This is a genomic window from Nonomuraea sp. B5E05, assembly GCF_039880665.1.
Taxonomy (GTDB): Bacteria; Actinomycetota; Actinomycetes; order Streptosporangiales; family Streptosporangiaceae; genus Nonomuraea.
Genome location: NZ_JBDPMJ010000001.1, coordinates 205,055 through 228,889, shown reverse-complemented (window position 1 = coordinate 228,889; position 23,835 = coordinate 205,055). Strand labels below are relative to the sequence as shown.

23 protein-coding genes are annotated in these 23,835 nt (G+C 71.1%); 16 read left to right on the top strand and 7 right to left on the bottom strand.

Going from position 1 to position 23,835, the window contains the following annotated elements; translation table 11 throughout:
* The first annotated feature begins 40 nt into the window (after positions 1 to 40).
* The 9 genes from ABGB01_RS01080 to ABGB01_RS01040 all read left to right on the top strand — a co-directional run bounded on the left by ABGB01_RS01080 (position 41) and on the right by ABGB01_RS01040 (position 9,852).
* Positions 41 to 829 carry a hypothetical protein gene (locus ABGB01_RS01080; protein WP_347769293.1) on the top strand — a complete coding sequence of 263 codons (789 nt, stop codon included), beginning with the start codon at positions 41 to 43 and terminating at the stop codon, positions 827 to 829.
* Positions 830 to 862: 33 nt separating this feature from the next.
* Entirely contained in the window at positions 863 to 1,540 is a 678-nt protein-coding gene (locus tag ABGB01_RS01075; RefSeq protein ID WP_347769291.1) for a GntR family transcriptional regulator, read from the top strand.
* Positions 1,541 to 1,630: 90 nt separating this feature from the next.
* Complete coding sequence (locus ABGB01_RS01070; protein ID WP_347769289.1) at positions 1,631 to 3,247, top strand: ABC transporter substrate-binding protein; 1,617 nt, start codon at positions 1,631 to 1,633, stop codon at positions 3,245 to 3,247.
* A complete protein-coding gene (locus ABGB01_RS01065) occupies positions 3,247 to 4,206 on the top strand; it encodes an ABC transporter permease (protein ID WP_347769287.1) in 960 nt (319 codons plus the stop codon). Before ABGB01_RS01070 ends, ABGB01_RS01065 begins: the two co-directional genes overlap by 1 nt.
* Positions 4,199 to 5,065, top strand: coding sequence for an ABC transporter permease (locus ABGB01_RS01060; protein ID WP_347769285.1), 867 nt, complete (start codon positions 4,199 to 4,201; stop codon positions 5,063 to 5,065). Before ABGB01_RS01065 ends, ABGB01_RS01060 begins: the two co-directional genes overlap by 8 nt.
* The gene (locus ABGB01_RS01055; protein ID WP_347769283.1) at positions 5,062 to 6,027 is read left to right on the top strand and encodes an ABC transporter ATP-binding protein; all 966 of its coding nucleotides are present in this window, start codon (positions 5,062 to 5,064) and stop codon (positions 6,025 to 6,027) included. Before ABGB01_RS01060 ends, ABGB01_RS01055 begins: the two co-directional genes overlap by 4 nt.
* Positions 6,024 to 6,992 (top strand): oligopeptide/dipeptide ABC transporter ATP-binding protein, encoded by a 969-nt coding sequence (locus ABGB01_RS01050; protein WP_347769281.1) that lies wholly within the window; start codon positions 6,024 to 6,026, stop codon positions 6,990 to 6,992. The genes ABGB01_RS01055 and ABGB01_RS01050 overlap by 4 nt, the downstream gene beginning before the upstream one ends.
* Positions 6,993 to 7,043: 51 nt before the next feature.
* On the top strand, positions 7,044 to 8,828 hold the full coding sequence (locus ABGB01_RS01045; RefSeq protein ID WP_347770156.1) for a gamma-glutamyltransferase family protein: 1,785 nt from the start codon (positions 7,044 to 7,046) through the stop codon (positions 8,826 to 8,828).
* Between the two features lie 187 nt (positions 8,829 to 9,015).
* Positions 9,016 to 9,852 (top strand): polysaccharide lyase, encoded by an 837-nt coding sequence (locus ABGB01_RS01040; RefSeq protein WP_347769279.1) that lies wholly within the window; start codon positions 9,016 to 9,018, stop codon positions 9,850 to 9,852.
* Positions 9,853 to 9,876: 24 nt separating this feature from the next.
* On the opposite strand, the gene ABGB01_RS01035 is transcribed toward ABGB01_RS01040, so the two are convergent.
* The 3 genes from ABGB01_RS01035 to ABGB01_RS01025 all read right to left on the bottom strand — a co-directional run bounded on the left by ABGB01_RS01035 (position 9,877) and on the right by ABGB01_RS01025 (position 12,862).
* Entirely contained in the window at positions 9,877 to 10,962 is a 1,086-nt protein-coding gene (locus ABGB01_RS01035; protein WP_347769277.1) for a glutamate--cysteine ligase, read from the bottom strand.
* Positions 10,963 to 11,050: 88 nt separating this feature from the next.
* On the bottom strand, positions 11,051 to 11,701 hold the full coding sequence (locus ABGB01_RS01030; protein WP_347769275.1) for a M15 family metallopeptidase: 651 nt from the start codon (positions 11,699 to 11,701) through the stop codon (positions 11,051 to 11,053).
* A 12-nt stretch (positions 11,702 to 11,713) separates the two neighbouring features.
* Complete coding sequence (locus ABGB01_RS01025; RefSeq protein ID WP_347769273.1) at positions 11,714 to 12,862, bottom strand: ROK family transcriptional regulator; 1,149 nt, start codon at positions 12,860 to 12,862, stop codon at positions 11,714 to 11,716.
* A gap of 137 nt (positions 12,863 to 12,999) precedes the next feature.
* Here ABGB01_RS01025 and ABGB01_RS01020 point away from each other — a divergent pair, with 137 nt between their 5' ends.
* The 4 genes from ABGB01_RS01020 to ABGB01_RS01005 all read left to right on the top strand — a co-directional run bounded on the left by ABGB01_RS01020 (position 13,000) and on the right by ABGB01_RS01005 (position 17,837).
* Positions 13,000 to 14,319, top strand: a complete 1,320-nt coding sequence (locus ABGB01_RS01020; protein ID WP_347769271.1) for an extracellular solute-binding protein — start codon at positions 13,000 to 13,002, stop codon at positions 14,317 to 14,319.
* Positions 14,320 to 14,322: 3 nt separating this feature from the next.
* Complete coding sequence (locus tag ABGB01_RS01015) at positions 14,323 to 15,327, top strand: sugar ABC transporter permease (RefSeq protein WP_347769269.1); 1,005 nt, start codon at positions 14,323 to 14,325, stop codon at positions 15,325 to 15,327.
* The gene (locus ABGB01_RS01010) at positions 15,327 to 16,178 is read left to right on the top strand and encodes a carbohydrate ABC transporter permease (protein ID WP_347770154.1); all 852 of its coding nucleotides are present in this window, start codon (positions 15,327 to 15,329) and stop codon (positions 16,176 to 16,178) included. The genes ABGB01_RS01015 and ABGB01_RS01010 overlap by 1 nt, the downstream gene beginning before the upstream one ends.
* A gap of 216 nt (positions 16,179 to 16,394) precedes the next feature.
* Positions 16,395 to 17,837, top strand: coding sequence for a glycoside hydrolase family 3 protein (locus ABGB01_RS01005; RefSeq protein ID WP_347769267.1), 1,443 nt, complete (start codon positions 16,395 to 16,397; stop codon positions 17,835 to 17,837).
* A 118-nt stretch (positions 17,838 to 17,955) separates the two neighbouring features.
* On the opposite strand, the gene ABGB01_RS01000 is transcribed toward ABGB01_RS01005, so the two are convergent.
* Complete coding sequence (locus ABGB01_RS01000) at positions 17,956 to 19,137, bottom strand: ROK family transcriptional regulator (protein ID WP_347769265.1); 1,182 nt, start codon at positions 19,135 to 19,137, stop codon at positions 17,956 to 17,958.
* A 109-nt stretch (positions 19,138 to 19,246) separates the two neighbouring features.
* Between ABGB01_RS01000 and ABGB01_RS00995 the strand changes: the two genes are divergently transcribed.
* Positions 19,247 to 19,696, top strand: coding sequence for an Rrf2 family transcriptional regulator (locus ABGB01_RS00995; RefSeq protein WP_347769263.1), 450 nt, complete (start codon positions 19,247 to 19,249; stop codon positions 19,694 to 19,696).
* A gap of 83 nt (positions 19,697 to 19,779) precedes the next feature.
* Here the strand turns inward: ABGB01_RS00995 and ABGB01_RS00990 are convergent, their stop codons facing one another.
* A complete protein-coding gene (locus tag ABGB01_RS00990; RefSeq protein WP_347769261.1) occupies positions 19,780 to 20,961 on the bottom strand; it encodes an MFS transporter in 1,182 nt (393 codons plus the stop codon).
* Positions 20,962 to 21,045: 84 nt separating this feature from the next.
* Here ABGB01_RS00990 and ABGB01_RS00985 point away from each other — a divergent pair, with 84 nt between their 5' ends.
* Together ABGB01_RS00985 and ABGB01_RS00980 are read left to right on the top strand one after the other, a co-directional pair.
* Complete coding sequence (locus ABGB01_RS00985; RefSeq protein ID WP_347769259.1) at positions 21,046 to 21,627, top strand: TetR/AcrR family transcriptional regulator; 582 nt, start codon at positions 21,046 to 21,048, stop codon at positions 21,625 to 21,627.
* 281 nt (positions 21,628 to 21,908) lie between these two features.
* On the top strand, positions 21,909 to 22,697 hold the full coding sequence (locus ABGB01_RS00980; RefSeq protein WP_347769257.1) for a DNA-formamidopyrimidine glycosylase family protein: 789 nt from the start codon (positions 21,909 to 21,911) through the stop codon (positions 22,695 to 22,697).
* On the opposite strand, the gene ABGB01_RS00975 is transcribed toward ABGB01_RS00980, so the two are convergent.
* Positions 22,694 to 23,050 (bottom strand): helix-turn-helix transcriptional regulator, encoded by a 357-nt coding sequence (locus ABGB01_RS00975; protein WP_132333609.1) that lies wholly within the window; start codon positions 23,048 to 23,050, stop codon positions 22,694 to 22,696. The genes ABGB01_RS00980 and ABGB01_RS00975 overlap by 4 nt on opposite strands.
* A 286-nt stretch (positions 23,051 to 23,336) precedes the next feature.
* The gene (locus tag ABGB01_RS00970; RefSeq protein ID WP_347769255.1) at positions 23,337 to 23,828 is read right to left on the bottom strand and encodes a CinA family protein; all 492 of its coding nucleotides are present in this window, start codon (positions 23,826 to 23,828) and stop codon (positions 23,337 to 23,339) included.
* Positions 23,829 to 23,835 lie beyond the last annotated feature (7 nt).

Sequence of the window (23,835 nt, the reverse complement as noted above, 5' to 3'; positions counted from 1 at the left end):
GGCTTCCGCCCGCCTCGCGCGGGCCGGGAAGATGGGTCGCATGGGGCCTCTGAAACGTTTACGCACCGATCTCAGCACGGGCAGGAACCTCGAGATCTACCTGACGGCACTCATCGCGCTGGCGGTGGGCGTGCTCGGCGTCTTCAGCGTCGTCAACGCGCAGGTCGTGGCCGCCGCCACGCTGGCCACGCTGGCGCTGGTGGCGGTGAACGCGCTGGGCCCGAGGCACCAGGTGACCGATCTCGAGTCGCGGGTCGTCACTCTCAACCGCCTGGTCGAGGAGAAGCTGGCCGCCGACGCCTTCCTGACCACCGCCAAGAAGGGGCTCGACGAGCGGGTCCGCCGGGCGGACGACGTCCGCCTGGCGGGCGTGACGCTCAACCGCACCGTCCGGGGCCTGGTCGACGACCTGCAGAAGTGCCTGGCGCGTGGCGGGTCGGTCAAGGTCCTGCTGATCGATCCGCGGGGCACGGTGCCGGAGGAGGCGGCCAGGAGGAGCACGATCCCCGGCCGGTCCGACGTCTTCGAGCACCGGGTCAGGTCCACGATGTACCTGCTGCGCGATCTGATCGCCAAGGGCGACGTCGAGGTGCGGTTCCTGCCGTTCGTGCCCGCGTTCGGGCTGGTGGTCCTGGACGCCGGCGACGACGACGGGGTGATCCACGTCGAGCTCGGGACTCACCGGTCGGCGGGCCGCGATCCCGTCTTCACGCTCACCCCGCGCCGCGACCACTTCTGGTACGAGCACTTCAAGGGAGAGTTCGAGCGCATGTGGGAGGTCAGCCGGGTGGCGGAGGAGGCGGACTGGAGTCCACGCGGGGAAGCCTGACCCGCAAGGGAGCTGTATACGATAAGTCGTCAAATGAGTGGTATCACGCTGGGCGCGGCCCATCAGACATTACGCGACGAGGTCACCGAGGAGCTGCGGCGTCGCATACTCTCCGGCGAGCTCGCCCAGGGCGAACGGCTGGTCGAGGACCGGCTGGCCGCCGCGCTCGGCGTCTCGCGCAACCCGGTACGCGAGTCCATCCGGGTGCTGGCCGCCGAGGGCTTCATCGAGGTCGTCCCCCGGCTCGGCGCCACGGTCGCCCGCCTGTCCGCCGAAGAGGGCGAGGAGCTCTTCGACGTGCGCATGGCGATCGAGGGGCTCGCGGCCCGGCTGGCGGCGCGCAAGCGCGACCCGGCCGCCGCCGAGCGACTCCGGCAGGTGCTCGAGCAGGCCAGGGAGGCGGTGGAAGCCGGGCGCCTGGAGCAGGTGGCCGACCTCAACACCGCCTTCCACCTGGCCGTGGGCGAAGCCGCGGGCAACTCCTACCTGAGCCTGATGATGAAGCCGATGCTCCAGCGGGCGCAGTGGGTCTTCAGCCAGACCGCCGCCGCGCGGGGGCCGCACTCCTGGTCAGAACACGTGAGCCTGTACGAGGCCATCGCCGCGGGCGACGAGGACGAGGCGCAGGCCAGGGCGGTCGCGCACGTGGCCGCGGCCAGGAGGTCGTTCCTGGTGGCCGTGGGCCGCACAACGAAACACCCGAACGATTAGAAAACGGTCAGATAACAACACAGCGTTATGAAACACTTATGAAATGTCAGGTCTTGTATACAGTCTCCTAAAAGGTTCTACGGAGGCCCCATGAGACCGTCCCCCAGGCTCGTCGCGGCACTCGCCGTTCTCCCCGTGGCCCTGGCGGCATGCGGCGGAGGCGGATCCACCGGCACGCCCGCCGCACCTCCATCCATCGCCGACGCCACCACCGACAACCGGCCGGTCAAGGCGGGCGGCACGCTCAACATCGCCCTCAACGCCGACCCCGACGCACTCGACCCGAGCTCCGCGACCACGCTGGTGGGCCGCGAGGTCTTCGCGAACATGTGCGAGAAGCTCTACGACATCGACGCGGCCTCGGCTCTGGTGCCGCAACTGGCCGCCGCGCTGCCGGAGGTCTCCGACGACGGCAAGGAGGTGACGATCAAGCTGCGCGAGGGCGTGAAGTTCAACGACGGGACACCGCTCGACGCCGAGGCCGTCAAGAAATCGCTCGACCGGCACCGCACCTGGAAGAAGTCGGCGCGCCAGGCCGACCTCGCCCCGGTCGACAAGGTCACCGTGGTCGACCCCGCCACGGTCAGGCTCACGCTCTCGCAGGCTTTCACCCCGCTGACCGCGCAACTCGCCGACCGCGCTGGAATGATCATGTCGCCCAAGGCACTGGACGAGGCGGGCGACAACTTCGGCGCGAGCCCGGTGTGCGTGGGACCGTTCAAGTTCGCCGGCCGCACCTCCGGCAGCCAGATCGTGCTGGAGAAGGCGCCCGACTACTACGACGCGGCCAAGGTCAAGCTCGACAAGCTCGTCTACAAGATCATCATCGACCCCAACGTACGGGCCGCCAACCTGAAGTCCGGCGACGTTCAGGTGGCCGACCAGCTCGCCACCACCACGGTCAAGGGTGTGCAGGCCGACCCCAACCTGAAGGTCGTGGCGGGCGGCGGCCTCGGCTACTACGGCGTCACGATCAACGTCGGCAACGCCGACGGGGCCACGGAGAAGGCCGGCGAGGTGGACACGGCGCTGGGCAAGAGCCCGCAGCTGCGTGAGGCGTTCGAGCTGTCCCTCGACCGCGAGCTGATCAACAAGACCGTCTACAACAGCCTGTACGAGGCCGACTGCTCCCCCCTGCCGCTGGACAGCCCCTACCGGGCGCAGGACCTGCAGTGCTCGAAGCGCGACCTGGCCAGGGCCAAGCAGCTCGTCCAGGCCTCCGGCGTGCCGACGCCGGTCCCCGTCAGCCTCAACACGCCCAACGACGCCACCAACATCCGCCTGGCGCAGGTCATCCAGCAGATGGCCAAGGAGGCGGGCTTCAACGTGAGCGTGAAGACGGGCGAGTTCGTCAGCAACCTGGAGCAGGGCAAGGCCGGCGACTTCGACGCCATGCTGGTCGGCTGGTCGGGCCGGGTGGACCCGGACGGCAACCTCACCGGCATGGTCACCAGCCGCGGTGCCAACAACTACAGCGGCATGTCCGACCCGGGCATCGACGACCCGGTCAAGGAGGCGGCCGCCGAGTCGGACACCGCCAAGCGGGCGGAGCTCTACAGCAGCGCGACGAAGAAGATCGCCGAGCTGCGCGGGATCGTGTACCTCTACCACAACAAGTACTACCTGGGCATGAACAAGAACGTCGCCGGAGTCCAGTACTTCAAGGACGGCCTGCCGCGCTTCGTCACCGCCGGGTTCACCGCCTGATGGTCTGGTTCATCCTCCGGCGCTGCGGATCCGCGGTGATCGTCATGTTCCTGGGCAGTGTCCTGATCTTCCTGGGGATCAGGGCGCTGCCCGGCGACCCGGCCACCGTCATGGCAGGACAGGAGGCCTCGCCCGAGGTGGTCGAGGCCATCCGGCAGGAGTTCGGCCTGGACAAGCCGCTGCCCGCACAGTACGTCGACTACATCGGCCAGACCCTGACCGGCAACCTCGGCCGTTCCACGCAGGACCAGCTCCCGGTGATCGACATCATCGCCGAACGGCTGCCGGTGACGCTGGAGCTGTCCGCCCTGGCCATGCTGGTCGCGATCGTCATCGGCGTGGGCGCGGGCATCGTCGCGGCGGTGCGCCGCGGCAAAATCGCCGACTACGTCGCCACCGGCTTCGGCCTGGCCGGGTTGTCGGTGCCGCACTTCTGGCTGGGCCTGCTCGCCATCCTGCTGTTCGCGGTCACCTGGCGGGTGCTGCCCGCCTCCGGATACGTGCCCTTCACCCAGGACCCGGCCCAGAACCTGCAGCGCATGATCCTGCCCGCCCTCGTGCTCGGCACCGGCTTCGCGGCCATCCTGATGCGGCAGACCCGCTCTGCCATGCTGGGCGCGCTGTCGGCCGACTACGTCAGGACCGCGCGGTCCAAGGGCCTGTCGGAGGCCAAGGTCGTCGGCGCGCACGCGCTGCGCAACAGCCTGACGACCGTCGTCACCGTGCTCGGCCTCCAGCTCGGCGCCCTGATCAGCGGCGCCGTGGTGACCGAGCAGATCTTCGTGATCCCCGGGTTCGGCAAGCTGACCGTGGACGCGGTGCTGACCAGGAACTACCCGGTCATCCAGGCCGTCGTGCTGATCACGGTGATCGGCTACGTCGTCGTCAACCTGCTGGTCGACATCGCCTACGCCTTCCTCAACCCGCGGATCAGGCTGTCGGGAGGCTCCCATGACTGAGCAGGCCGTCGCGGCCGGCCGGGCCGCCCGCAGGCGCAGGTTGTGGCGGCGTTTCCGGCGGCGGCCGATGCCGATGGCGGGGCTGGTGCTGGTAGCGGGCTTCGTCCTGCTGGCCCTGGCGGGGCCGCTGGTAACCGGCGACCCGGCCGCGCAGGACTACCTGGCCACGCTGGCGCCGCCGTCGCCTGCGCACCTGATGGGCACCGACGACCTGGGCAGGGACGCGTTCGCCAGGATCGCGCACGGCGCGCAGGTGTCGCTCCAGGCCGGCGTGTTGTCGACCCTGCTCGCGATGGCCGTGGGCATCCCGATCGGGCTGGTCGCCGGGTTCTACCGGCGCTGGCTCGACCCGATCGTGATGCGGCTGGTGGACGTGACGCTGGCCTTCCCCTTCCTGGTGTTCGCGGTGGGCCTGGCGGCGATCATCGGACCGTCGCTGAAGGGCGTGGTGCTGGCGCTGGGCTTCTCCCAGCTGCCCGCCGTCATCCGCATCACCCGGGGCGAGGTGCTGGCGGTCAGGGAGATGGACTACGTGGCGGCGGCCGTCGCCGACGGCGCAGGCGACGGGCACATCATCTTCAGGTACGTGCTGCCCAACTGCGCCAGCCCGCTCATCGTGCAGGCCACGGTGGCGATCCCGGCGGCCATCATCGGCGAGTCCACGCTGTCGTTCCTCGGGCTGGGCGTGCAACCGCCGACGGCCTCGTGGGGGGTGATGCTGACGACCGCGCAGCAGTACCTGAGCGACGCGCCGTGGCTGGCCATCTGGCCCGGCCTGATGATCGCGCTGGCCACGCTCGGCTTCAACCTGCTCGGTGACGGGCTGCGCGACGTACTGGACCCGAGGAGCGGCCGATGAGCCTGCTGGAGATCACCGACCTGTCCGTCGGGTTCGACACCGAGGACGGCCTGGTGCAGGCGGTCAGGGACATCTCGCTCACCCTGGACGAGGGCGAGATCCTGGCACTGTGCGGCGAGTCCGGCTGCGGCAAGTCGGTCACCGCGATGTCGGTGCCCCGGCTGCTGCCGCCCGACACGACCCGGCTGTCCGGCTCGGTGCGGCTGGATGGCCGCGAGCTCACCACGCTGCCCGAGCCGGACCTGCGGCACGTACGCGGCAAGGACGTCTCGGTCGTCTTCCAGGAGCCGATGACCTCGCTCAACCCGTCGTTCAGCGTCGGCTACCAGATCACCGAGGTGCTGCGCAGGCACGAGGGCCTGTCCCGGCGGGCGGCCGGCGACCGCGCGGTCGAGCTGCTGGAGCTGGTCGGCATCCCGGCGGCGGCGCGCAGGATGAAGGAATATCCGCACCAGCTGTCCGGAGGCATGCGGCAGCGCGTGATGATCGCGATCGCGGTGGCCTGCTCCCCTCGGGTCCTGATCGCCGACGAGCCCACCACCGCGCTCGACGTGACGATCCAGGCGGGCGTGCTGGACGTCTTCCGCGACCTGCGCGACCGGCTCGGCACGGCGATCATCCTCATCACGCACGACCTGGGCGTGGTGGCCGACATCGCCGACCGGGCCGTGGTCATGTACGCGGGCCGCGCCGTGGAGCAGGCCACGGTGACCGAGCTGTTCGCGAACCCGCGTCACCCGTACACGCTGGGGTTGATGAAGGCCCTGCCCACCGCCGCGGTCGGCGGGCGGCTGGCGGAGATCCCCGGCATGGTGCCCTCGCCGCTGTCCGACCCCGACGAGTGCGCCTTCCACGACCGCTGCCCGCGCGTCCAGGCCGACTGCCGCCTCTCGCGGCCCCCGCTCGTACGCCAGGCGGAAGGCCATCTGGCGGCCTGCTTTCACCCGGGAGGCACGGAGTGATCCTGCGCATCGACGACCTGGTCAAGCACTACGGCCAGGTGCGCGCCGTGGACGGCCTGTCGCTGGAGATCGGCCAGGGCGAGGTGCTCGGCCTGGTCGGCGAGTCCGGCAGCGGCAAGTCCACGGTGGGTAAGTGCGTGCTGCGCCTGACCGACCCGACCGCGGGCACGATCGAGCTGGCCGGCCGCGACATCACCCGCCTGTCGCGCCGGGCCATGCGCCCGCTGCGCCGGGACATGCACATGGTCTTCCAGGACCCCTTCTCCTCGCTCAACCCCCGCTTCACGATCGAACAGATCGTCGGCGAGCCGCTGCTGCGGCACAAGGTGGCCGACCGCCGGGGCGCCTCCGAGCGGGTGTCGGCCATGCTGGAGAAGGTCGGGCTGCGGCAGGAGATGCGCTCGCGGTTCCCGCACGAGCTGTCCGGCGGGCAGCGCCAGCGGGTGGGGCTGGCCAGGGCGCTGATCCTGGAGCCGAAGCTGGTCGTGGCGGACGAGCCGGTGTCGGCTCTCGACGTGTCCGTGCAGGCGTCCGTGCTCAACCTGATCACCGACCTGCAGCGGGACATGGGCTTCTCCTGCCTGTTCATCACGCATGACCTGTCGGTCGTGGAGTTCCTGGCCGACCGGATCGCCGTCATGTACCTGGGCAAGATCGTGGAGTCGGGCCCCAAAGCCGAGATCTTCGGCGCGCCGCGGCACCCGTACACGCAGGCGCTGCTGTCGGCGGCCCCGGTGGCCGATCCGGTGCGGCAGCGCGAGCGGCGCAGGATCGTGCTCGGCGGCGACGTGCCGAGCCCGGTCGATCCGCCCTCCGGGTGCCGGTTCCACACGCGGTGCCCGCTGGCGTACGACGCCTGCCGCACCGACGAGCCCCCCTTGACCGACGCGCGGGGCAACGGGCATCCGGCCGCGTGTCACCTCATCACGGCGGACCGCATCCCCGACGCGGCCGCTCATCGCTAGAAGGAGAATGGTTTGTTCACCACCAGGCCCGAGCTCTCAGGCGACTTCGGCATGGTCGCCAGCACGCACTGGCTGGCGTCTGCCGCCGGCATGGGCGTGCTGGAACGCGGCGGCAACGCCTTCGACGCGGCCGTCGCCGCCGGGTTCGTGCTGCAGGTCGCCGAACCCCATCTGAACGGCCCGGGCGGTGAGGTGCCGATTCTGCTGTGGAGCGAGGCCGACCAGAAGGTGTCGGTGGTGTGCGGCCAGGGCGTGGCGCCCGCCGCGGCCACGATCGAGCACTACACGGGGCTCGGCCTGGACGTGGTGCCCGGCACGGGGCTGCTGGCGGCGACCGTGCCGGGGGCGTTCGGCGGCTGGATGCTCATGCTGGAGCGCTGGGGCACCTGGTCGCTGGCCGACGTGCTGGCCCCCGCGATCCACTACGCCGAGCACGGCGTGCCGGTGCTGGAGCGGATCTCCGCCACGATCGAGTCGGTCGCGGGGCTGTTCACCGACGACTGGCCGACGTCGGCGGCGACGTGGCTGCCCGGCGGTGCCGCGCCCGCGCCGGGGTCGAAGCTGGCCAACCCGGTGCTGGCCGCGACCTACCGGCGGCTGGTGGCGGAGGCCGAGTCGGCGTCGAGCACCCGCGAGGGGCAGCTCGCCGCCGCCAGGAAGGCCTGGTACGAAGGCTTCGTCGCCGAGGCGATCGCCGAGTTCAGCGCCAAGACGGCCTGGCGCGACAGCTCCGGCGAGGTGCACGGCGGGCTGCTGACCGGCGACGACCTGGCCGGCTGGGCGGCCTCCGTCGAGGATCCCGTGACCTTCGACTACCGCGGGCACACCGTGTGCAAGACGGGGCCGTGGGGGCAGGGCCCGGTGTTCCTGCAGCAGCTCGCGCTGCTGTCCGGGTTCGACCTGGACGCGATGGGATATCTGAGCGCCGACTACGTGCACACGGTGACGGAGGTCGCCAAGCTCGCCTTCGCCGACCGCGAAGCCTGGTACGGCGACGCCGACGTGCCCATGTCCGACCTGCTGGGCGAGGCGTACAACGCGGAGCGGCGCGCCCTCGTCGGCCCCGAGGCCAGCATGGAGCTGCGGCCGGGCGCGCCCGGCGGCCGGACGCCCAGGTTGCCCGTCCTCCCCGCGCCCGGCACCTCCAGCAGCGCCCCCGGCGTCTCCGGCGCGCGCGCCCCGCAGGGCGTCGGCGAGCCCACGGTCGCCAAGAGCGCGGGCGGCGTGGAGGTGACCTCCGCCGACGGCACGGTCAGGGGCGACACCTGCCACGTCGACGTGGTCGACCGGCACGGCAACATGGTCTCGGCCACGCCCAGCGGCGGCTGGCTGCAGAGCTCGCCCACCATTCCCGCGCTGGGCTTCTGCCTGGGCACGCGGGCGCAGATGTTCTGGCTTCAGGAGGGCCTGCCGACCTCGTTGCGGCCCGGTGCGCGGCCGCGCACCACGCTGTCGCCCTCGTTCGCGCTCAGGGACGGCCGGCCGTGGCTGGCGTTCGGCACCCCGGGGGGCGACCAGCAGGACCAGTGGAGCCCGAACTTCTTCCTCTCCGTCGTGCACGGCGGGCTGAACCTGCAGGAGGCCATCGACGCCCCCATGTTCCACTCCGAGCACTTCCCCAGCTCGTTCTTCCCGCGCGGCTCACGCCCCGGCGTCCTGCACGTCGAGGACCGCCTCGACCCTGGCGTCGTCGCGGAGCTGCGGCGGCGCGGGCACGTGGTGGAGGCGCAGGGTCCGTGGGCGCTGGGCCGGCTCAGCGCGGTCGCCCGTGACGGCGCCTTCCTCAAGGCCGCCGCGAACCCGCGGGGCGCGCAGGGCTACGCCGTCGGCCGGTGACGCCGGCCGGTGTGCTGCGCGGCGTGACCGTCGTTTGCGAAAGCCGCACCGAGGGTCGGTTGTCGGGTGATCATCTGACACCGGCGGGGCGCGTGCCCTCGTAGAGTGGCGCCTTCGCCCAGCACGGCGGCGCGCGCGGGACGCGAGGGCGCCGCCGTGCTTCCGACTCGAGGAGTGAGCAACCCAGGTGTGCGCTTTCGCCAAGCCGGTGTCCGCGGCCATGTCGGTGTTCGCCGCCGTCAGCCTCTGGCCCGTGAACGCCCATGCGTCGGCCGCTGTCCTGCGGATCGGTTACGAGAACGGCGCGAAAACTTCGGGGCAGCCTGCGCTGGGGTTCAACGAGTGCTGCAAGCACTCGATCCAGGTCGACGACCTGCCGCGGACCGGCAAGTACGCGATTCGCAGCATTCTGAAGTACGGCGACGCGGCGGTCGCCGGGGGCACCCGGGCCGAGAGCCATTCGATGAAGGTCGAGGACAGCCACTTCAGGTCCGGCAAGACCGTCTACTACGGGTTCAGCATCTACCTGGCGAGCAGTTGGCAGAGCGACTCCAGGGAGGACATCCTCTTCCAGTGGAAGCCCTGGCGTGACACGTGCGAGGCCGACAAGGCGCCCAGCGCCTTCCTCACCGTGCAGCCGTCAGGGAAATGGCGGCTCAGGGTCAACTCCGACGGCAACGCCTGCTCGACCGCGGCCTCCGTGAAGAAGGTGAGCTTCGACCTCGCCGAGGTGCGGCCGGGCCAGTGGCACGACTTCGTCTTCAAGTTCACGTGGAGCCACGGCAGTCAGGGCGCCATCGACGGCTGGCACCAGACCCACAAGAGCCCCGGCTGGCGCAAGGTCGTGACCGCCACCGGCCCCAACACCTTCAACGACGACGCCACGACCCAGGGCTACCTGAAGTGGGGCATCTACAAGCCGGCCTGGAACAGCGGGCCGACCGACGTCACCAGCCGCACGGTCTTCCACGACAACATCGCCGTGGGCAGGTCCTTCGCCGAGGTCGACCCGGCGAAGGGTTAGCACCCCGGTGACCACGATCCTGGTCTAGGCGACTGTCGCCTCGATCAGGTCGTCCACCACCTCGGCCAGGTCGTTGCCCCTGGAGTGCACCCGGCGTTGCCGCATGGCTCCCGAGCCCTGGCGCAGCAGCCGGTCCAGACCCTCCTGGACGAACGTCAGGTCGCCCGCCTCGGCCAGCGCCGGGCGTACGTGCTCCAGGAGGCGCCCCGCCATCACCGGGGCGGGCACGAGCGTGCCGTGCCGCACGTCCATGCTGTCGCCCAGCAGCCCGTCGCGGGCGGCCCGCCAGTAGGCGGCGCGCAGCACCTCGGCGGGGACCGGCAGCCCTCGGTCGCCGCGCCCGACGGCCTCCAGGGAGGTCACGACCAGGGCACGGATGAGCCCGATCAGGGTGAGGCTGTCGGCCACGTCGAGGGGCACGTCGGCCACCCTGATCTCCACGGTCGGCAACCGCGGCGACGGGCGGGAGTCCCAGTAGACGGTCCTGGCGTCGAGCAGCACGCCCGACTCCGCCAGCGAGCGCAGCGCGAGCTCGTAGTCGCGGTACGACGGGAAGTAGGGGGGCGCGCCGGAGACCGGCCAGCGCCCCCAGCTGATCACCCGCCAGGACGCGTACCCGGTGTCGCGCCCCACGAAGAACGGCGAGTTGGCGGCCAGCGCGATCAGCGTGGGCAACCACGGCCGCAGGTGGTTGCCGACATAGACGGCGTGTTCCTCGTCGGGGACGTCCACGTGCACGTGCAGGGCGCAGATGCTGATCTCGTCCTGCAGCGCGCGGTAGAGCACCCTGCCCTGGTGGTAACGGTCGTCGTCGGTGAGCGGCGGCTGCATGACGTTCCCCAGGACGGGGATGCCGCTCGCGACGACGGCCAGCCCGCACGTGCGGGCCGCGTCCGCCACTTCCTTGCGCACGGTGCGCAGTTGCGAGCCCAGCTCGCTCAGGTCGGCGGACGGCGGCGTGCGTGCCTCCACCTGGAAACGGGTGATTTCTTGCACCACGTCCAGCACATCCGTGGCCGCGGCCAGGACTTCGGCCGCTCGGGGAGCCACGTGGCGGGTGCGGGGATCGACGACGAGGTATTCCTCTTCGATCCCGATCAACGGAACCATGCCCACACCTCGTTGGGGAGTCCAGAAGTCTCCGTACGAAGTTGTGCCCGTACCGTGCCCTGGGGGAAACCCGTCCGACAGGTGCTTGTCAGATGGGTCCGTAGAGGGCGTAAGAGGCGCGTGTGGCCATGGCCCAGTAGCGGTCGCCGTAGGACCAGTGCCACCACTCCGTGGGGTAGTTGACCAGCCCGACGGGCTCCAGCGCGGCGGCGAGGAGCTTGCGGTGAGCGCGGGCGTCGTCGGAGATGGTGGGGGCGGCGGTGTAGCAGGCGCCGTCGCTCTGCTCGGGGTTGTCGTTGACCTGGGTGCCCATGTCATATTCGGTGCCGTTGGGGGCGCACAGGGTCAGGTCGACGGCGGCGCCGGCGGTGTGGGGGGCGACCTCGACGGGGGACACGTAACGACTCGCCGCAACATAAGACTGGTCGGGCGAAATGTCGGGGAACGCCGCCTCCAGCTCCGCCCGGTATTCGTCGAAGATCCGCCGCTGCGTCGCGATGGGGCGGTAGCCCTCGACGATCAGCAGGTGATAGCCGTCGGGCAGCAGGGCTTCCGCCTTCTCCAGGCGGTCGAGCAGGCCGGCTCGCAGGTGGGCGTACGCGCCGTCGGCGTCGGCCATGCGCGTGTCCACGCGCAGCCGCCCGCGTACGTCGGTCAGTGGTTCGCCGCACTCCTGCACCGGGACGGAGGCGACACGGGGGTCCGAGATGAGCACGACATCGTTCGGGGACTGCCACATGGGCAGAAATTCTCACACAGTGTCCGAGAAAACCTGTTCCCGGGCCTGTTCCAGAGCCGCCGCCAGGGCGCCGCGCAACACCGGGTTGCCGGCGACCCCGGTCGTGACCACGGTGGGCCGGCTCGGGCACACGCGCGCCACCGCCTCCTGCACCTTGGCGGCCAGCCGCGCGCCGCCCGCCCTGCCGACGTCGCCGCTCAGCACGATCAGCCCGGGGTCGAGCACGACGGTCACGGCCGCCGCACCCACGGCCAGCCGCCGCGCCACCTCGTCCAGATAGCCCTCGTCGCCGCCGCGCACGAGGTCGGGCACCGTGTTGCCGGTCAGCCCGCGCCCTTCGGCCAGGCCGCGCAGGGCGTCGTGGCCCACCAGGCGCTGGAACGAACCCGACTGCGGCTGGGAGACGTCGGCGGGCAGCGGCTCGCCCGGCACCGGCAGCCAGCCGATCTCGCCCGCTCCCCCGGTGAAGCCGCGGTGCAGCCGGCCGCCCAGCATGACGCCGAGCCCTTGGCCGACGCCCGCCCAGATCACCACGAAGTCGTCGTGCCCGGCGGCCGCTCCGTGCTTGTGCTCGGCGAGGGCGACCAGGTTGACGTCGTTCTCGATCGTCACCGATGCGCCGAGTGTCTCGCGCAGGCTGGCCAGCACGCCGACGTGCCAGGCCGGCAGGTCGTACGACCAGCGCACGTCCCCGCTGACCGGGTCGACCACGCCTCTGGTGCCGATGACGAAGGAGCGCAACCGTGACAGGTCGATGTTCGCCGCCTCGCAGGCCCGCCGCACGGCCGCGTGCACCGCCTCGACCGGATCGCGGCCGTCCGAGGGGTTGAGTGTGATCTCGACCACGGTCCTGCCTGTGATGTCCGCCACACCGACGCGGAGGCTGTCGGGCAGGACCTCGAGCCCGGCGACGTAGGCGCAGGAGGGCACCACGGCGTACAGGGCGGCGTGTGGCCCTCTGCCGCCGGCCCGCTCCCCCGTGACCTCGACGAGTCCTCGCTCTTCGAGTCTGACGAGGAGCTGACCTGCGGTGACCTTGGACAGGCCGGTCCGCTCGCCGAGCTCGGCGCGGGTGAGAGGGCCGTCTCCGATGAGCAGTTCGAGCGCCGCCCGGTCGTTCAGCCGGCGCAATAACCGAGGGGTTCCCGGGTCTCGGCTCATCGACGTGGCCCCTCTCGTCACGATCGGCTAACGGCCGTTTTATAAAGGAAAGTTTCTTGTTAGTTTATCAGCATCGTTCGGCATTGACGATCAGCCTGGTGCGGACCGTAGGCCGGCACCCGGGAAGGGAGAACCCTGTGAGGATCGCGAAGATCACAGCCACTACGGTCACCACGGCCGCCCTGGCCCTGGGCCTGGCAGCCTGCGGGTCCGGCGAGACGCCTGAGTCCTCACCGAGCGCGGCCGCCGCGAGCGGGCCCAAGTACGCCGGCAAGACCCTGACCTTCTGGCGCCTGGGCGACACCAACCCCGACGCCCAGAAGTACACCGACGAGTTGGTCGCCGAGTTCGAGAAGCAGACCGGCGCCAAGGTGAAGGTCGAGTGGATTCCATGGGCCCAGGTCAACGACAAGTTCACGGCCGCGGCGGCGGGCGGCGCCGGCCCCGACGTCACCGAGATCGGCAACGACCAGGTCCCGCTCTGGCAGAGCCAGGAGGCGCTGGAGCCGGTCACGGACATTGTGGCCTCGGGCGACCAGGCCCAGATCCCGAAGAACCTGATGGGCCTCGAGACCATCGACGGCGAGACGTACGCCGTGCCGTGGGGCGGCGGCACCCGGGCGGTGCTCTACCGCGCCGACTGGTTCAAGGAGCTCAAGATCGAGGTGCCCAAGACCTGGGACGAACTCGTCGCCGCGGCCAAGAAGATCCAGGCCGAGAAGGGCTCCGACGTCGACGGGTTCGCCTTCAACGGCGGCTCCGACGCCAACCACCTGCTCGGCGCCCTCGCCTGGACCGCCGGCGGCGAGTACGCCGTCAAGGAGGGCGACAAGTGGGTCGGCAAGCTGACCGAGCCGAGCTTCAAGACCGGCTTCGCGCAGTACACCGGCCTGGTCACCGACGGCCTGTCCAGCAAGTCGCGCCTCAACCAGAACACCAGCGAGATCCGCACCCGCTTCGCCAACCACAAGGTCGGCATGTACCTCACCGCCGCGTGGGACCTCGCCGGAATCGAGGAGGACAGCAAGGGCAAGCTCAAGGGCGACAAGCTCGCCTTCTTCCCCCTCCCGTCCCAGGCGGGCGGCGAGGCGCAGGCCTTCCTCGGCGGCAACGACATCGCCGTCTGGGGCACCTCGGAGGAGAAGGACGCGGCCAAGGAGTTCGTGAAGCTGGCCTCCGGCAAGGAATGGGGCGTCAAGTACGCCACCGACGGCGGCCTGCTCCCCGTCTATCCCGAGGCCCTCGCCAAGCTGGCCGAAGACCCGGTGCAGGCGCCGTTCGCCGCCGCCTTCGCCAAGGCCAAGGCCTTCCCCGCCGACCCGCAGTGGACCGAGGCCAACGAGACCAAGGCGGTGCTGCAGAACGCCGCCCGCAAGGTCATCGAGGGCAAGGCGTCCGCCGACGAGGCACTGGCCGCGGCCAACAAGGAACTCGAAGACATCCTCAACGCCTCCTGAGCTATGACGAACACGTCAACGCTTCCCCGGGGCGGGGACCGCTCCTCCGGCCCGGGGCCGCGCCGCCCGAGCCCGCCGCGCAAGGCCAGCGGGCTGCCCGCGTGGTCCATCCCCTACGTCCTGCTCGTCCCCGGCCTGCTGGTCATCGGCGCGCTGCTGCTCTACCCCCTGATCCAGATGGGGATCATCGCCTTCCAGAAGGTGGGCCTGGTCCAGATCTCCGGCAAGAAGCCGGCCACCTGGGTCGGGCTCGACAACTTCACCAGCTTCGTCGACAACGACATCTTCTGGTCCTCGCTCCGCAACACGGTGGTGTTCGCCGTGATCGCGGTGCCGCTCACCCTCGTCCTCGGCACCGCCGTCGGCGTGTTGCTGCACCGGCTCGGCAAGAAGATGTCGCTGTTCGTCATCATCGGCATCATGTTCGCCTGGGCGGTGCCGCCGGTGGCGCAGGGCGTGATCTGGCGCTGGTTGTTCGACGCCGAGGCCGGCATCATCAACTGGGCGCTCAACCTGCTGCCCGACTGGCTCTCCACCGCCCTGTTCGGCCGGGCCGACTGGACCGGCGAGCCGTGGCTCAACGACGCCTGGTCCATTTACATGGTGCTGGTCATCTGCGTCGTCTGGGCAGGCTTCCCGTTCGTCGCCGTCTCGGTGCTGGCCGGGCTCAAGGGGGTCCCCGCCGAGCTCTACGAGGCCGCCAAGGTCGACGGCGCCGCCCCGTGGCGGACGTTCTGGAGGATCACGTTCCCGCTGCTGAAGCCGGTGTTCGCGGTGCTGACCGTGCTCTCGATCATCTGGGACTTCAAGGTCTTCTCCCAGCTCTACGTGCTGGCCGGCACGAACAACCGGGAGGCCTACAACCTGTCGATGTACGCGGTGACCGAGGCGTTCAAGGCCCCGCCGAAGATGGGCTCGGGCGCGGCCATCGCCCTCGTGCTGACCGTGATCCTGCTCATCGTCACGGCGGCCTACATCCGGCAGATGTTCAAGCAGGAGGACACGTGATGACCCCGCTGGCCCGCAGACGCCTGGGCAAGGTCACGCTCAACACGCTGGGCGTGCTGGTCTTCGTGGTGGCCACCTTCCCCGTCTACTGGATGGTCTCCACCGCCTTCAAGGCCAACGACCAGATCTTCACCACCGACTTCATCCCGTTCCCGACGCACTTCACCTTCGAGCACGTGCAGCGCGTGCTCTCCGAGGGCGTGGCCGGGCACTCCATCTGGCTCTACATGCGCAACAGCGCCATCGTCGCGCTCGGCACGATCCTGATCGGAGCCGTCTTCGCGCTGCTGTCGGCCACGGCGGTCGCCCGCTTCAGGTTCAGGGGCCGCACGCCGTTCCTCGCGCTGCTGCTCATCGTGCAGATGATCCCCGCCGAGGCGCTGGTCATCCCGCTGTTCCTGAGCGTCAAGCGGCTGGGCCTCTACGACCAGCTGCTCGGCCTGATCGTCACGCAGGTGGCGCTGACCCTGCCGTTCGGGATCTGGATGCTCCGCACGTTCGTGGCCGCGGTGCCCAAGTCGCTGGAGGAGGCGGCCTGGATCGACGGGGCAAGCCGGTTCACCACCTTCTGGAAGGTGCTCTTCCCGCTGGTGGCCCCCGGGCTCGTCGCGACCAGCATCTTCTCGTTCATCACCGCGTGGAACGAGCTCATCATGTCGCTGTACCTGATCAGCGACCCGACCAAATACACCATGCCCGTCGCCCTCCAGTACTTCTTCGGCCAGAAGGGCACCGACTGGGGCGCCATCATGGCCACCTCCACGATGATGACCATCCCCGTCGTCATCTTCTTCCTCGTCGTCCAGCGCCGCATGGTCTCCGGCCTGGTCGCCGGGGCCGTGAAGGGCTGACGTCCGCTTCCGTACGGCGCGCCCGTGCCGTACTCCGCCCTGCCGGAAAACGGTCGGCCCGCTCCCCACGGATGCATCCGGGAGATCCCAGCCTGGGCCTTTCCGCTTCGCGGGACGTTTCGCCCGGACCGCGACCGTCGATCCACGCACCGCTGCACGGCGGTTCGCTTCCGCCCCAAGGCATGAGCCCGGGGTCTCCAACGAAAGGAAGGTCCGATGAGCCAGAGTGATCGGGGGCTGCGCCGCCTCGCGGCCGGCACGCTGCTCGCCGCTTTCCAGGGCACCACGGCGCCCGGATGGGTGCTGCGCGAGCTCGAGCACGGTCTCGGCGGTGTCACACTTTTCGGCTTCAACGTGGCCGAGCCCGGCCAGGTACGCGACCTGACCGCCGCGCTGCGCGCCGCCGGTGAGCCCGTCATCTCGCTCGACGAGGAGGGCGGGGACGTGACGCGGCTGGCCTACCACGTCGGCAGCCCGTACCCGGGGAACGCGGCGCTCGGCGCGGTGGACGACGTCGAGCTGACCCACCGCGTGCACCAGGCGATCGCCGCCGAGCTGGCCGCCTGCGGCGTGAACCTGAACATGGCGCCGAGCGCGGACGTCAACACCGAGGCGGACAACCCGGTGATCGGCACCAGGTCGTTCGGCACGGACGCGGAGCTGGTCGCCAGGCACACGGTGGCGGCCGTACGGGGTCTGCAGGCGGGCGGCGTGGCCGCCTGCGTCAAGCACTTCCCCGGCCACGGCGCCACCCGGGTGGACTCCCACCTCGCGGTACCGGTCGTGGACGTCGGCCTGGACGTGCTGCGGGAGCGCGAGCTGGCCCCGTTCCGCGCGGCGATCGGCGCCGGGGCCAAGTCGGTGATGACCGCGCACGTGGCGGTGCCGGCGGTGACGGGCGACGCCCCCGCCACGCTGTCCGGACCCGCGCTGACCGGGCTCTTGAGGGGCGAGCTCGGCTACGACGGCGTGGTCGTCACCGACGCGCTCGACATGCACGCCATCACCAAGAGCGTGGGCCTGGCCGGGGGCGCTGTGCTGACGCTCGCGTCCGGCGCCGACCTGCTCTGCCTCGGCCCGCTGCCCACCTACGACGACATCCAGGCGATCATCGCGGCGATCGTCACCGCCGTGCGCGAGAACCGCCTGCCGCTGGAGCGGCTGGAACAGGCCGCGGAGCGGGTGGCGGCGCTGCGCGCCTGGTTCGGCGCGCCCCACGAGGCGGCGGCGGAGCAGAACGGCGTCGGCCTGCACGCCGCCCGCCGCGCCGTACGGCTGACCGGCGCCCCCGAACCTCTGGTCGAGCCCCTGGTGATCGAGGTGGACACGCCGCCGACGATCGCCGTGGGCGACGTGCCCTGGGGCGTGGGCCCGTGGCTGCCCGACGCGGAGATCGTCAGGGTCGGGCCCACGACCGCGGATGTCCCCGTGCTGCTGGCCAAGGCCGCGAACCGGTCGCTGGTCGTCGTGGTCAAGGACGCGCACCGCCACCAGGCCAGCCAGGACCTGGTCTCCGCGCTGCTGGCGGCCCGCCGCGACACCACGGTCATCGAGATGGGGCTGCCCGTGTGGCAGCCTGGCAGCGCCGCCTACATCGCGACGTACGGGGCCGCCAGGCCCAACGCCCAGGCCGCCGTCGAACTGCTCAGCGGACGCTAGATCAGCCCGCGGGAGGTCGGCCCCACGTCGGCCCCACGTCGGCCCCAGCCGGCCCTGGGGGGCCGGGCCCACGTCGGCCCGGGGAGGCCGGCCCCAGTCGGCTTCGGGTGGGTCGGGTCTAGGAAGTGAGCAGGGCCTCGCGGGCCTGGTCGAGCGCGGCCAGCACGGCGCCGCGCAGCACCGGGTTCTGGCCGGTCACCATGGTGGTGACGACCTGGGGCCGCACCGGGCAGATGCGGGCCACCGCCTCCTCCACCCGGGACGTGAGGGCGGCGCCCCCCGCGCGGCCGACCACCCCGCCCAGCACCACCAGGCCCGGGTCGAGGATCACGCACACCGCGGCCACGCCCAGGGCGAGCCGGTCGGCGATCTCGGAGAGCAGCGGCTCGCCCTCGGCGCCCGCCGCCACCGCGACCTGGACGCACTCGCCCGCGCTGCCGGCCGCGAAACCGTGGCCGCGAGCCAGTTCGGTCACCGCCTCGGCGCTGACCAGCGACTGCAGGCCGCCCGCCAGCGACGGCAGGCGCCCCGGCATGGTGCGGATGTCCTCGGGCAGCGGGACGCCGGGCACCGGCAGGTAGCCGATCTCGCCCGCGCTGCCGGCACGCCCCCGGTGGAGCTTGCCGCCGAGCATGACCGCGAGGCCGAGCCCGCGGCTCGCCCACAGCAGCACGAAGTCGTCGATCCCCTGCGCCGCGCCGTCGACCCGCTCGGCGATGGCGGCGAGGTTGACGTCGTTCTCGATGGTCACCCCCCGCCGCAGGTCGTCGGCGAGGGCTTCGTGGATGCCCTCGTGCCAGCCCGGCAGGTCGAACGAGAAGCGCACGTCGCCGCTGCGCGGGTCGACCACGCCGGGGGTGCCGATCACGACGCCGCGCAGCCTGGCCAGGCTGACCTTGGCGCTGCGGCATGCCTTGGCGATCGCGTCGTGCACCACGGAGACCGGGTCGTCGTCGCCCTGCGGATCGACGGTGACCTCGGCGATGGTGCGGCCGTGGATGTCGGCGACCGCGGCGGAGATCAGCTCGGGCCCGACCTCCAGGCCGGCGACGTACGCGCTGGAGGGGATCACGGAGTAGAGGGCGGCGTTGGGGCCGCGCCCGCCGACCTGGGTGCCGACCACCTCGACCAGGCCGCGCTCCTCCAGCCTGGCCAGCGTCTGCGAGGCCGTGACCTTGGACAGGCCGGTCAGGTCGCCGATCTGCCCGCGCGTCATGGGGCCGGTGGCCAGCAACAACTCCAGCGCGGCCCGGTCGTTGATCTCCCTCAGCAGCCTGGGCACACCAGGGCGTCGCTCCACGCGGAATTCCCACCCGTCAATCGAAAAGGTTGTTAGAAGTTTAGCGCCGGGCGCCCGTTCTGACGGCCTTGCGAGCTACCAGTCTTGACCAGGAGGGATAATCAAGAACATGCGCCTTTCCGCTCGTGTCGACTACGCCCTCCGCGCCGCCGCCGAACTCGCCGCAGCCGGTGCCGGCCCGACTACTGTGGGCGAGCTCGCCAAAGAGCAGGACATGCCCCCCAAATATCTGGAGAACATCCTGCTGCAGATGCGCCGCGCCGGGCTGGTGCGCGGGCAGCGGGGGCCGGAGGGCGGTTATGTGCTGGCCCGCGCGGCTACCGAGATCTCCCTGGCCGACGTGATCAGGGCGGTGGACGGCCCGCTCGCCAACGTGCGCGGCGAGCGGCCCGAGCACGTCGGCTACCGCGGGCCCGCTGAGTCGCTGCAGCAGGTGTGGATCGCGCTGCGGGCCACCGAACGCTCCATCCTCGAGGAGGTCACCCTGGAGCAGGTCGCCTCCGGCACGCTGCCCGAGCGCATCCGGCTGCTCGCCTCCGACCCCGCCGCCTGGGACTGACCGCCCGCCCCAGGCCCGCCGCCTCGACCCGACCCGCCGCATCAAGCGCGCAGCCGACCCGCCGCCTCGACCTGACACCCGCGTCAGGCGCGCAGCCGGCTCGCCGTCCAGAACAACGCGAGCGCGGCCAGTTCGGCCACGGCCGCGGCGGCGGGCAGCCAGCCGCTGCCGTGGGCGTCGAGCACGAGCCCGCCGAGCGCGCCGCCACCCGACACCCCGACATAGACGGCGCTGCTGTTGAGCGCGAGCGCCTGCGGCGCGGCGGGGCCCGCCATCGCGAGCAGCCGGGTCTGCGCGGGCGGCGGGATCCACCACGACACGGCCGCCCACACCATCAGCAGGGGCAGGAGCGCGAGCAGCGTCATCGGCCGCAGGAGCCAGCAGGCGGTGAAGGCCGCCATCACCGCCGTGAACCCGGCGATCCCGGCCATCAGCGCCCGGTCCGCGCCCCACCGGTCGGCGGCGCGCCCGCCGAGTTGCCCGCCCACCAGCCCGGCCAGCCCGGCCATGGCGAAGACCCACCCCAGCTCGGCGGGCCCGGCCCCGGCCAGATCCCGCAGGAACGGCGCAAGGTACGTCATCAGCACCATGCTGCCCAGCACGATGGCCACGATCCCGAGCAGGCCGACCAGCACCCGTGGCCGGGCCAGCGGGGCCAGCCGGCGTCCCATGGGCATGGCCTCCCCCGGCGGCGGCTCGGGCAGCGTGAGCCTGGTCGCCACGAGCGCGGCGAGCCCCAGCAGCCCGCCGACCCCGAACGTGGCCGGCCAGCCGAACGCGCCGCCCACCCAGGTGCCGATGGGCACGCCCAGCATCAGGGAGCCGGTCAGCCCGCCCATCACGAGGGCCAGGTAACGTCCCTGACGCCCTTCCGGGGCCATGGAGGTCGCGATGGCGTACGCGGCCGGCACGACGGCCGCCGCGGCGAGCGCCGCCAGCACCCGCAGGCCCATGAGCACGGCGTACGAGCCGGCGAACGCGGCCGCCCAGTTGGCGGCCACGAAGAGCGCCAGGGCACCGGTGATCAGCCCGCGCCTCGGCCAGGTGGCGGTCACCACGGACGCCACGGGCGCCCCCAGCGCGAACGCCAGGGAGAACACGGTGACCAGCTGCCCGCCGGCTGCCTCGCTGACCCCGAGGTCGGCGGAGATGGCCGGCAGCACGCCCGCGATCACGTAGTCGTCGGTGGCGAAGGCGAACGTGGTGAACGCCAGCGCGAGCAACCATGCGGGCACGCGGGCACGCTGCCGCACGTCAACGGACATGGGAATCCCCTTGATAAAGGTAACAGTCGTTTCCCAGGTAGGGTAACAGTCGTCACCTCAATGACGTCAAAGGGATGTCAGCCCATGGCCAGGACCGCCGACCCCAACCGCCGCGCCGAGCTGCTCGACCGGATCGTCGACTATCTGGCGGGACACGGCCTCTCGACGCTCTCGATGCGGCCGCTGGCCGAGCATCTGGGGAAGTCCACGCGCGTGCTGACGCACCACTTCGCCGACAAGGACGAGCTCCTCTCGGCCACCATGGAGCGCCTGGACGAACGGCACCGCGCCTGGCTGCGCTCGTTGCCCGGCTGGGCGGGCTCCGACAGCGTGGGCACGATCATCCGCCGCACCTGGGACTGGCAGTCCTCGGAGGACAACCTCCCCATCGCGCGGCTCGTCCACGAGATCGAGGGCCTGGCGGCGGGCGGGCGTCTGCGGGGCCACGTCCCGCGACTGCTGGCGGACCGGTCGGAGTTCGTGGCAGGGCTGCTGCGCGAGCGGGGCGTGCCCGAGGCCGACGCGCTGCGCATCTCCACGCTGGCCAACTCGGCGTACACCGGGTTGCAGATCGACCTGCTCACCACCGGCGACCGCGAGCGTGTCGAGGAGGCCCTCGACCAGCTCTGCGCCCTGGTGGACGAGTGGGTCGCTACTTACGGGTGAACCAGAACGCGACGTCGTCCAGCTCGGCGGCCGGGCCGTCGGCCAGCGTGCGGACGGGCCGGCCGGTGGCGTCCATCAGGACGACGTCGGCGTTCCCGCCGCCACCTCGCCCACGTCAGGAAAGGCCCGCAGCTCCTTGCCGTCCAGGGCCAGCGCCTTCACGCCCCCGCGTACACCATGAGATAGCTGGCATGCCGCAGTCAGCCTCCTGACACGTCCGCTCCCCCGATCATCATTATGGTCGCCGAAGGCGCGGAACGAAGGCTTCCTAGACTGGAAGGATGCCTGAAGGAGATGCCGTCCATCGTACGGCCGGCCGCCTGCGAGGCGCCCTGGACGGGCACGTGCTCACCAGGTCGGACTTCCGCGTGCCCAGGCACGCCACGGCCGACCTGACCGGGCGCGCCGTCGTCACCACGGTGTCGCGGGGCAAGCACCTGCTCACCCGCGTGGAGGGCGACCTGACCGTGCACACCCACCTGCGGATGGACGGGAGCTGGGTGGTGACACCGGCGGGGCGGCGCACCCCGCCCGGCGACCTGGTCAGGCTGGTTCTGGCCAACGAGCGCTGGCAGGCGGTGGGGCTCAGGCTCGGCATGGTGGATCTCGTCAGGACGGATGAGGAGGCACGTCTGGTCGGGCACCTCGGCCCGGACCTGCTGGGGCCTGACTGGGATCCGGATGAGGCCGCACGGAGACTGCGAGCGGAGCCCGGCAGAGCCATCGGGGAGGCGCTGCTCGATCAGCGCAACCTGGCCGGGATCGGCACGATCTATCGAGCCGAGACCCTGTTCCTGCGCGGGATCTGGCCGTGGCGAGCGGTCGGGGAGGTCGAGGATCTGGAAGGGCTCGTGTCACTGGCGCAGCGGATCATGGCCGCCAACGCACATCATCGATCTCCTGCGGGCACGGTGACCACAGGTGATCGCCGCCCGGCGAACCGGACATGGATCTACGGCAGGGCGGGGAGGCCCTGTCGCCGATGCGGCACCCGCATCAGCCGCGGGGAGATGGGGACAGGCCCACAGGAACGGCTGATCCTGTGGTGTGCCGGCTGCCAACCGCGTTAGGCGGCCACCATGTCCTTGACCTCGGGGAACACGGACTCGGGGATCGATCCGGGGACCGACTCCGACAGGGGCAGACGCTCGTGCTCGGGCACGTCGGCAAGCACGGGGGCAGCCTGGAGCTCCGCCAGCGCGAACTGATCGGAAACTTCACGCAGCACCTGCGAAAGGGGCACGCCGAGTGCGCCGCAAATGGATGCGAGCAGCTCGGACGAGGCCTCCTTCTGCCCGCGCTCCACCTCGGACAAGTAGCCGAGCGAAACACGTGCGAGGGTGGACACCTCGCGCAGCGTGCGTCCCTGCCGCACCCGCAACCGCCTCAGCACGTCGCCGAGCAGCTGACGCAGCAGAATCATCTGTCGCTCCCTCCCCGGCGCGGATGTCTTCACCACGCCCCGCGTGATCGGTTCGTGCCGAACATTGGTCTTCTTCGCTTCGTACATACTCCTCGCCGTCATCACTGGGCGCGGCCGGCCAGGGACCGCCGCTCGTGGCGCGTCGCTCGACTCATCAGGCCCGCCTGCCGGGCGCTCGGTGCTTGCAGATGGCTCACGGACCTCACTCACAGCTCCACCGTACCCGTATCCACCGACACAGCGTCAGACCGTGCGTCGGATGTTCGCTCGGGACGTAACACAGTAATCACCCGGAATGTTCCCCTATGTTCGCCTTCAGCACACCTGCCAGGAGATCAACCGCCTCGTCCACCGTCTCTACCCTGATACGTTCGCGCGACCCCCGCAGGGTCAACGTCCGGGCCGAAATCTGCCCGCCGGGCCCGCAGACGGCCACGTGGACGGTGCCGACGGGCCGCCCGTCCTGGGGCTCGGGCCCCGCCACCCCGGTCACCGCCAGCCCGTACGTGGCCCCGCACAGCCGCGCGACCCCCGCCGCCATGGCCGCGGCCACCTCGGGATGCACGGCCCCCTCACGGCGCAGCAGATCGCCGGGCACGCCCAGCAACTCCCGCTTGAGATCGGTGGCGTAGGAGATCACCCCGCCCACGAACGCCTCGGAGGCGCCCGAGACGGACGTGATGGTGGCCCCGATGAGCCCGCCGGTCAGCGACTCGGCCACGGCGACCGTGGCATTCTGGGCCACCAGCAATCTCAGGACCTCGGCCGCGTCCGCCATCGGTCGA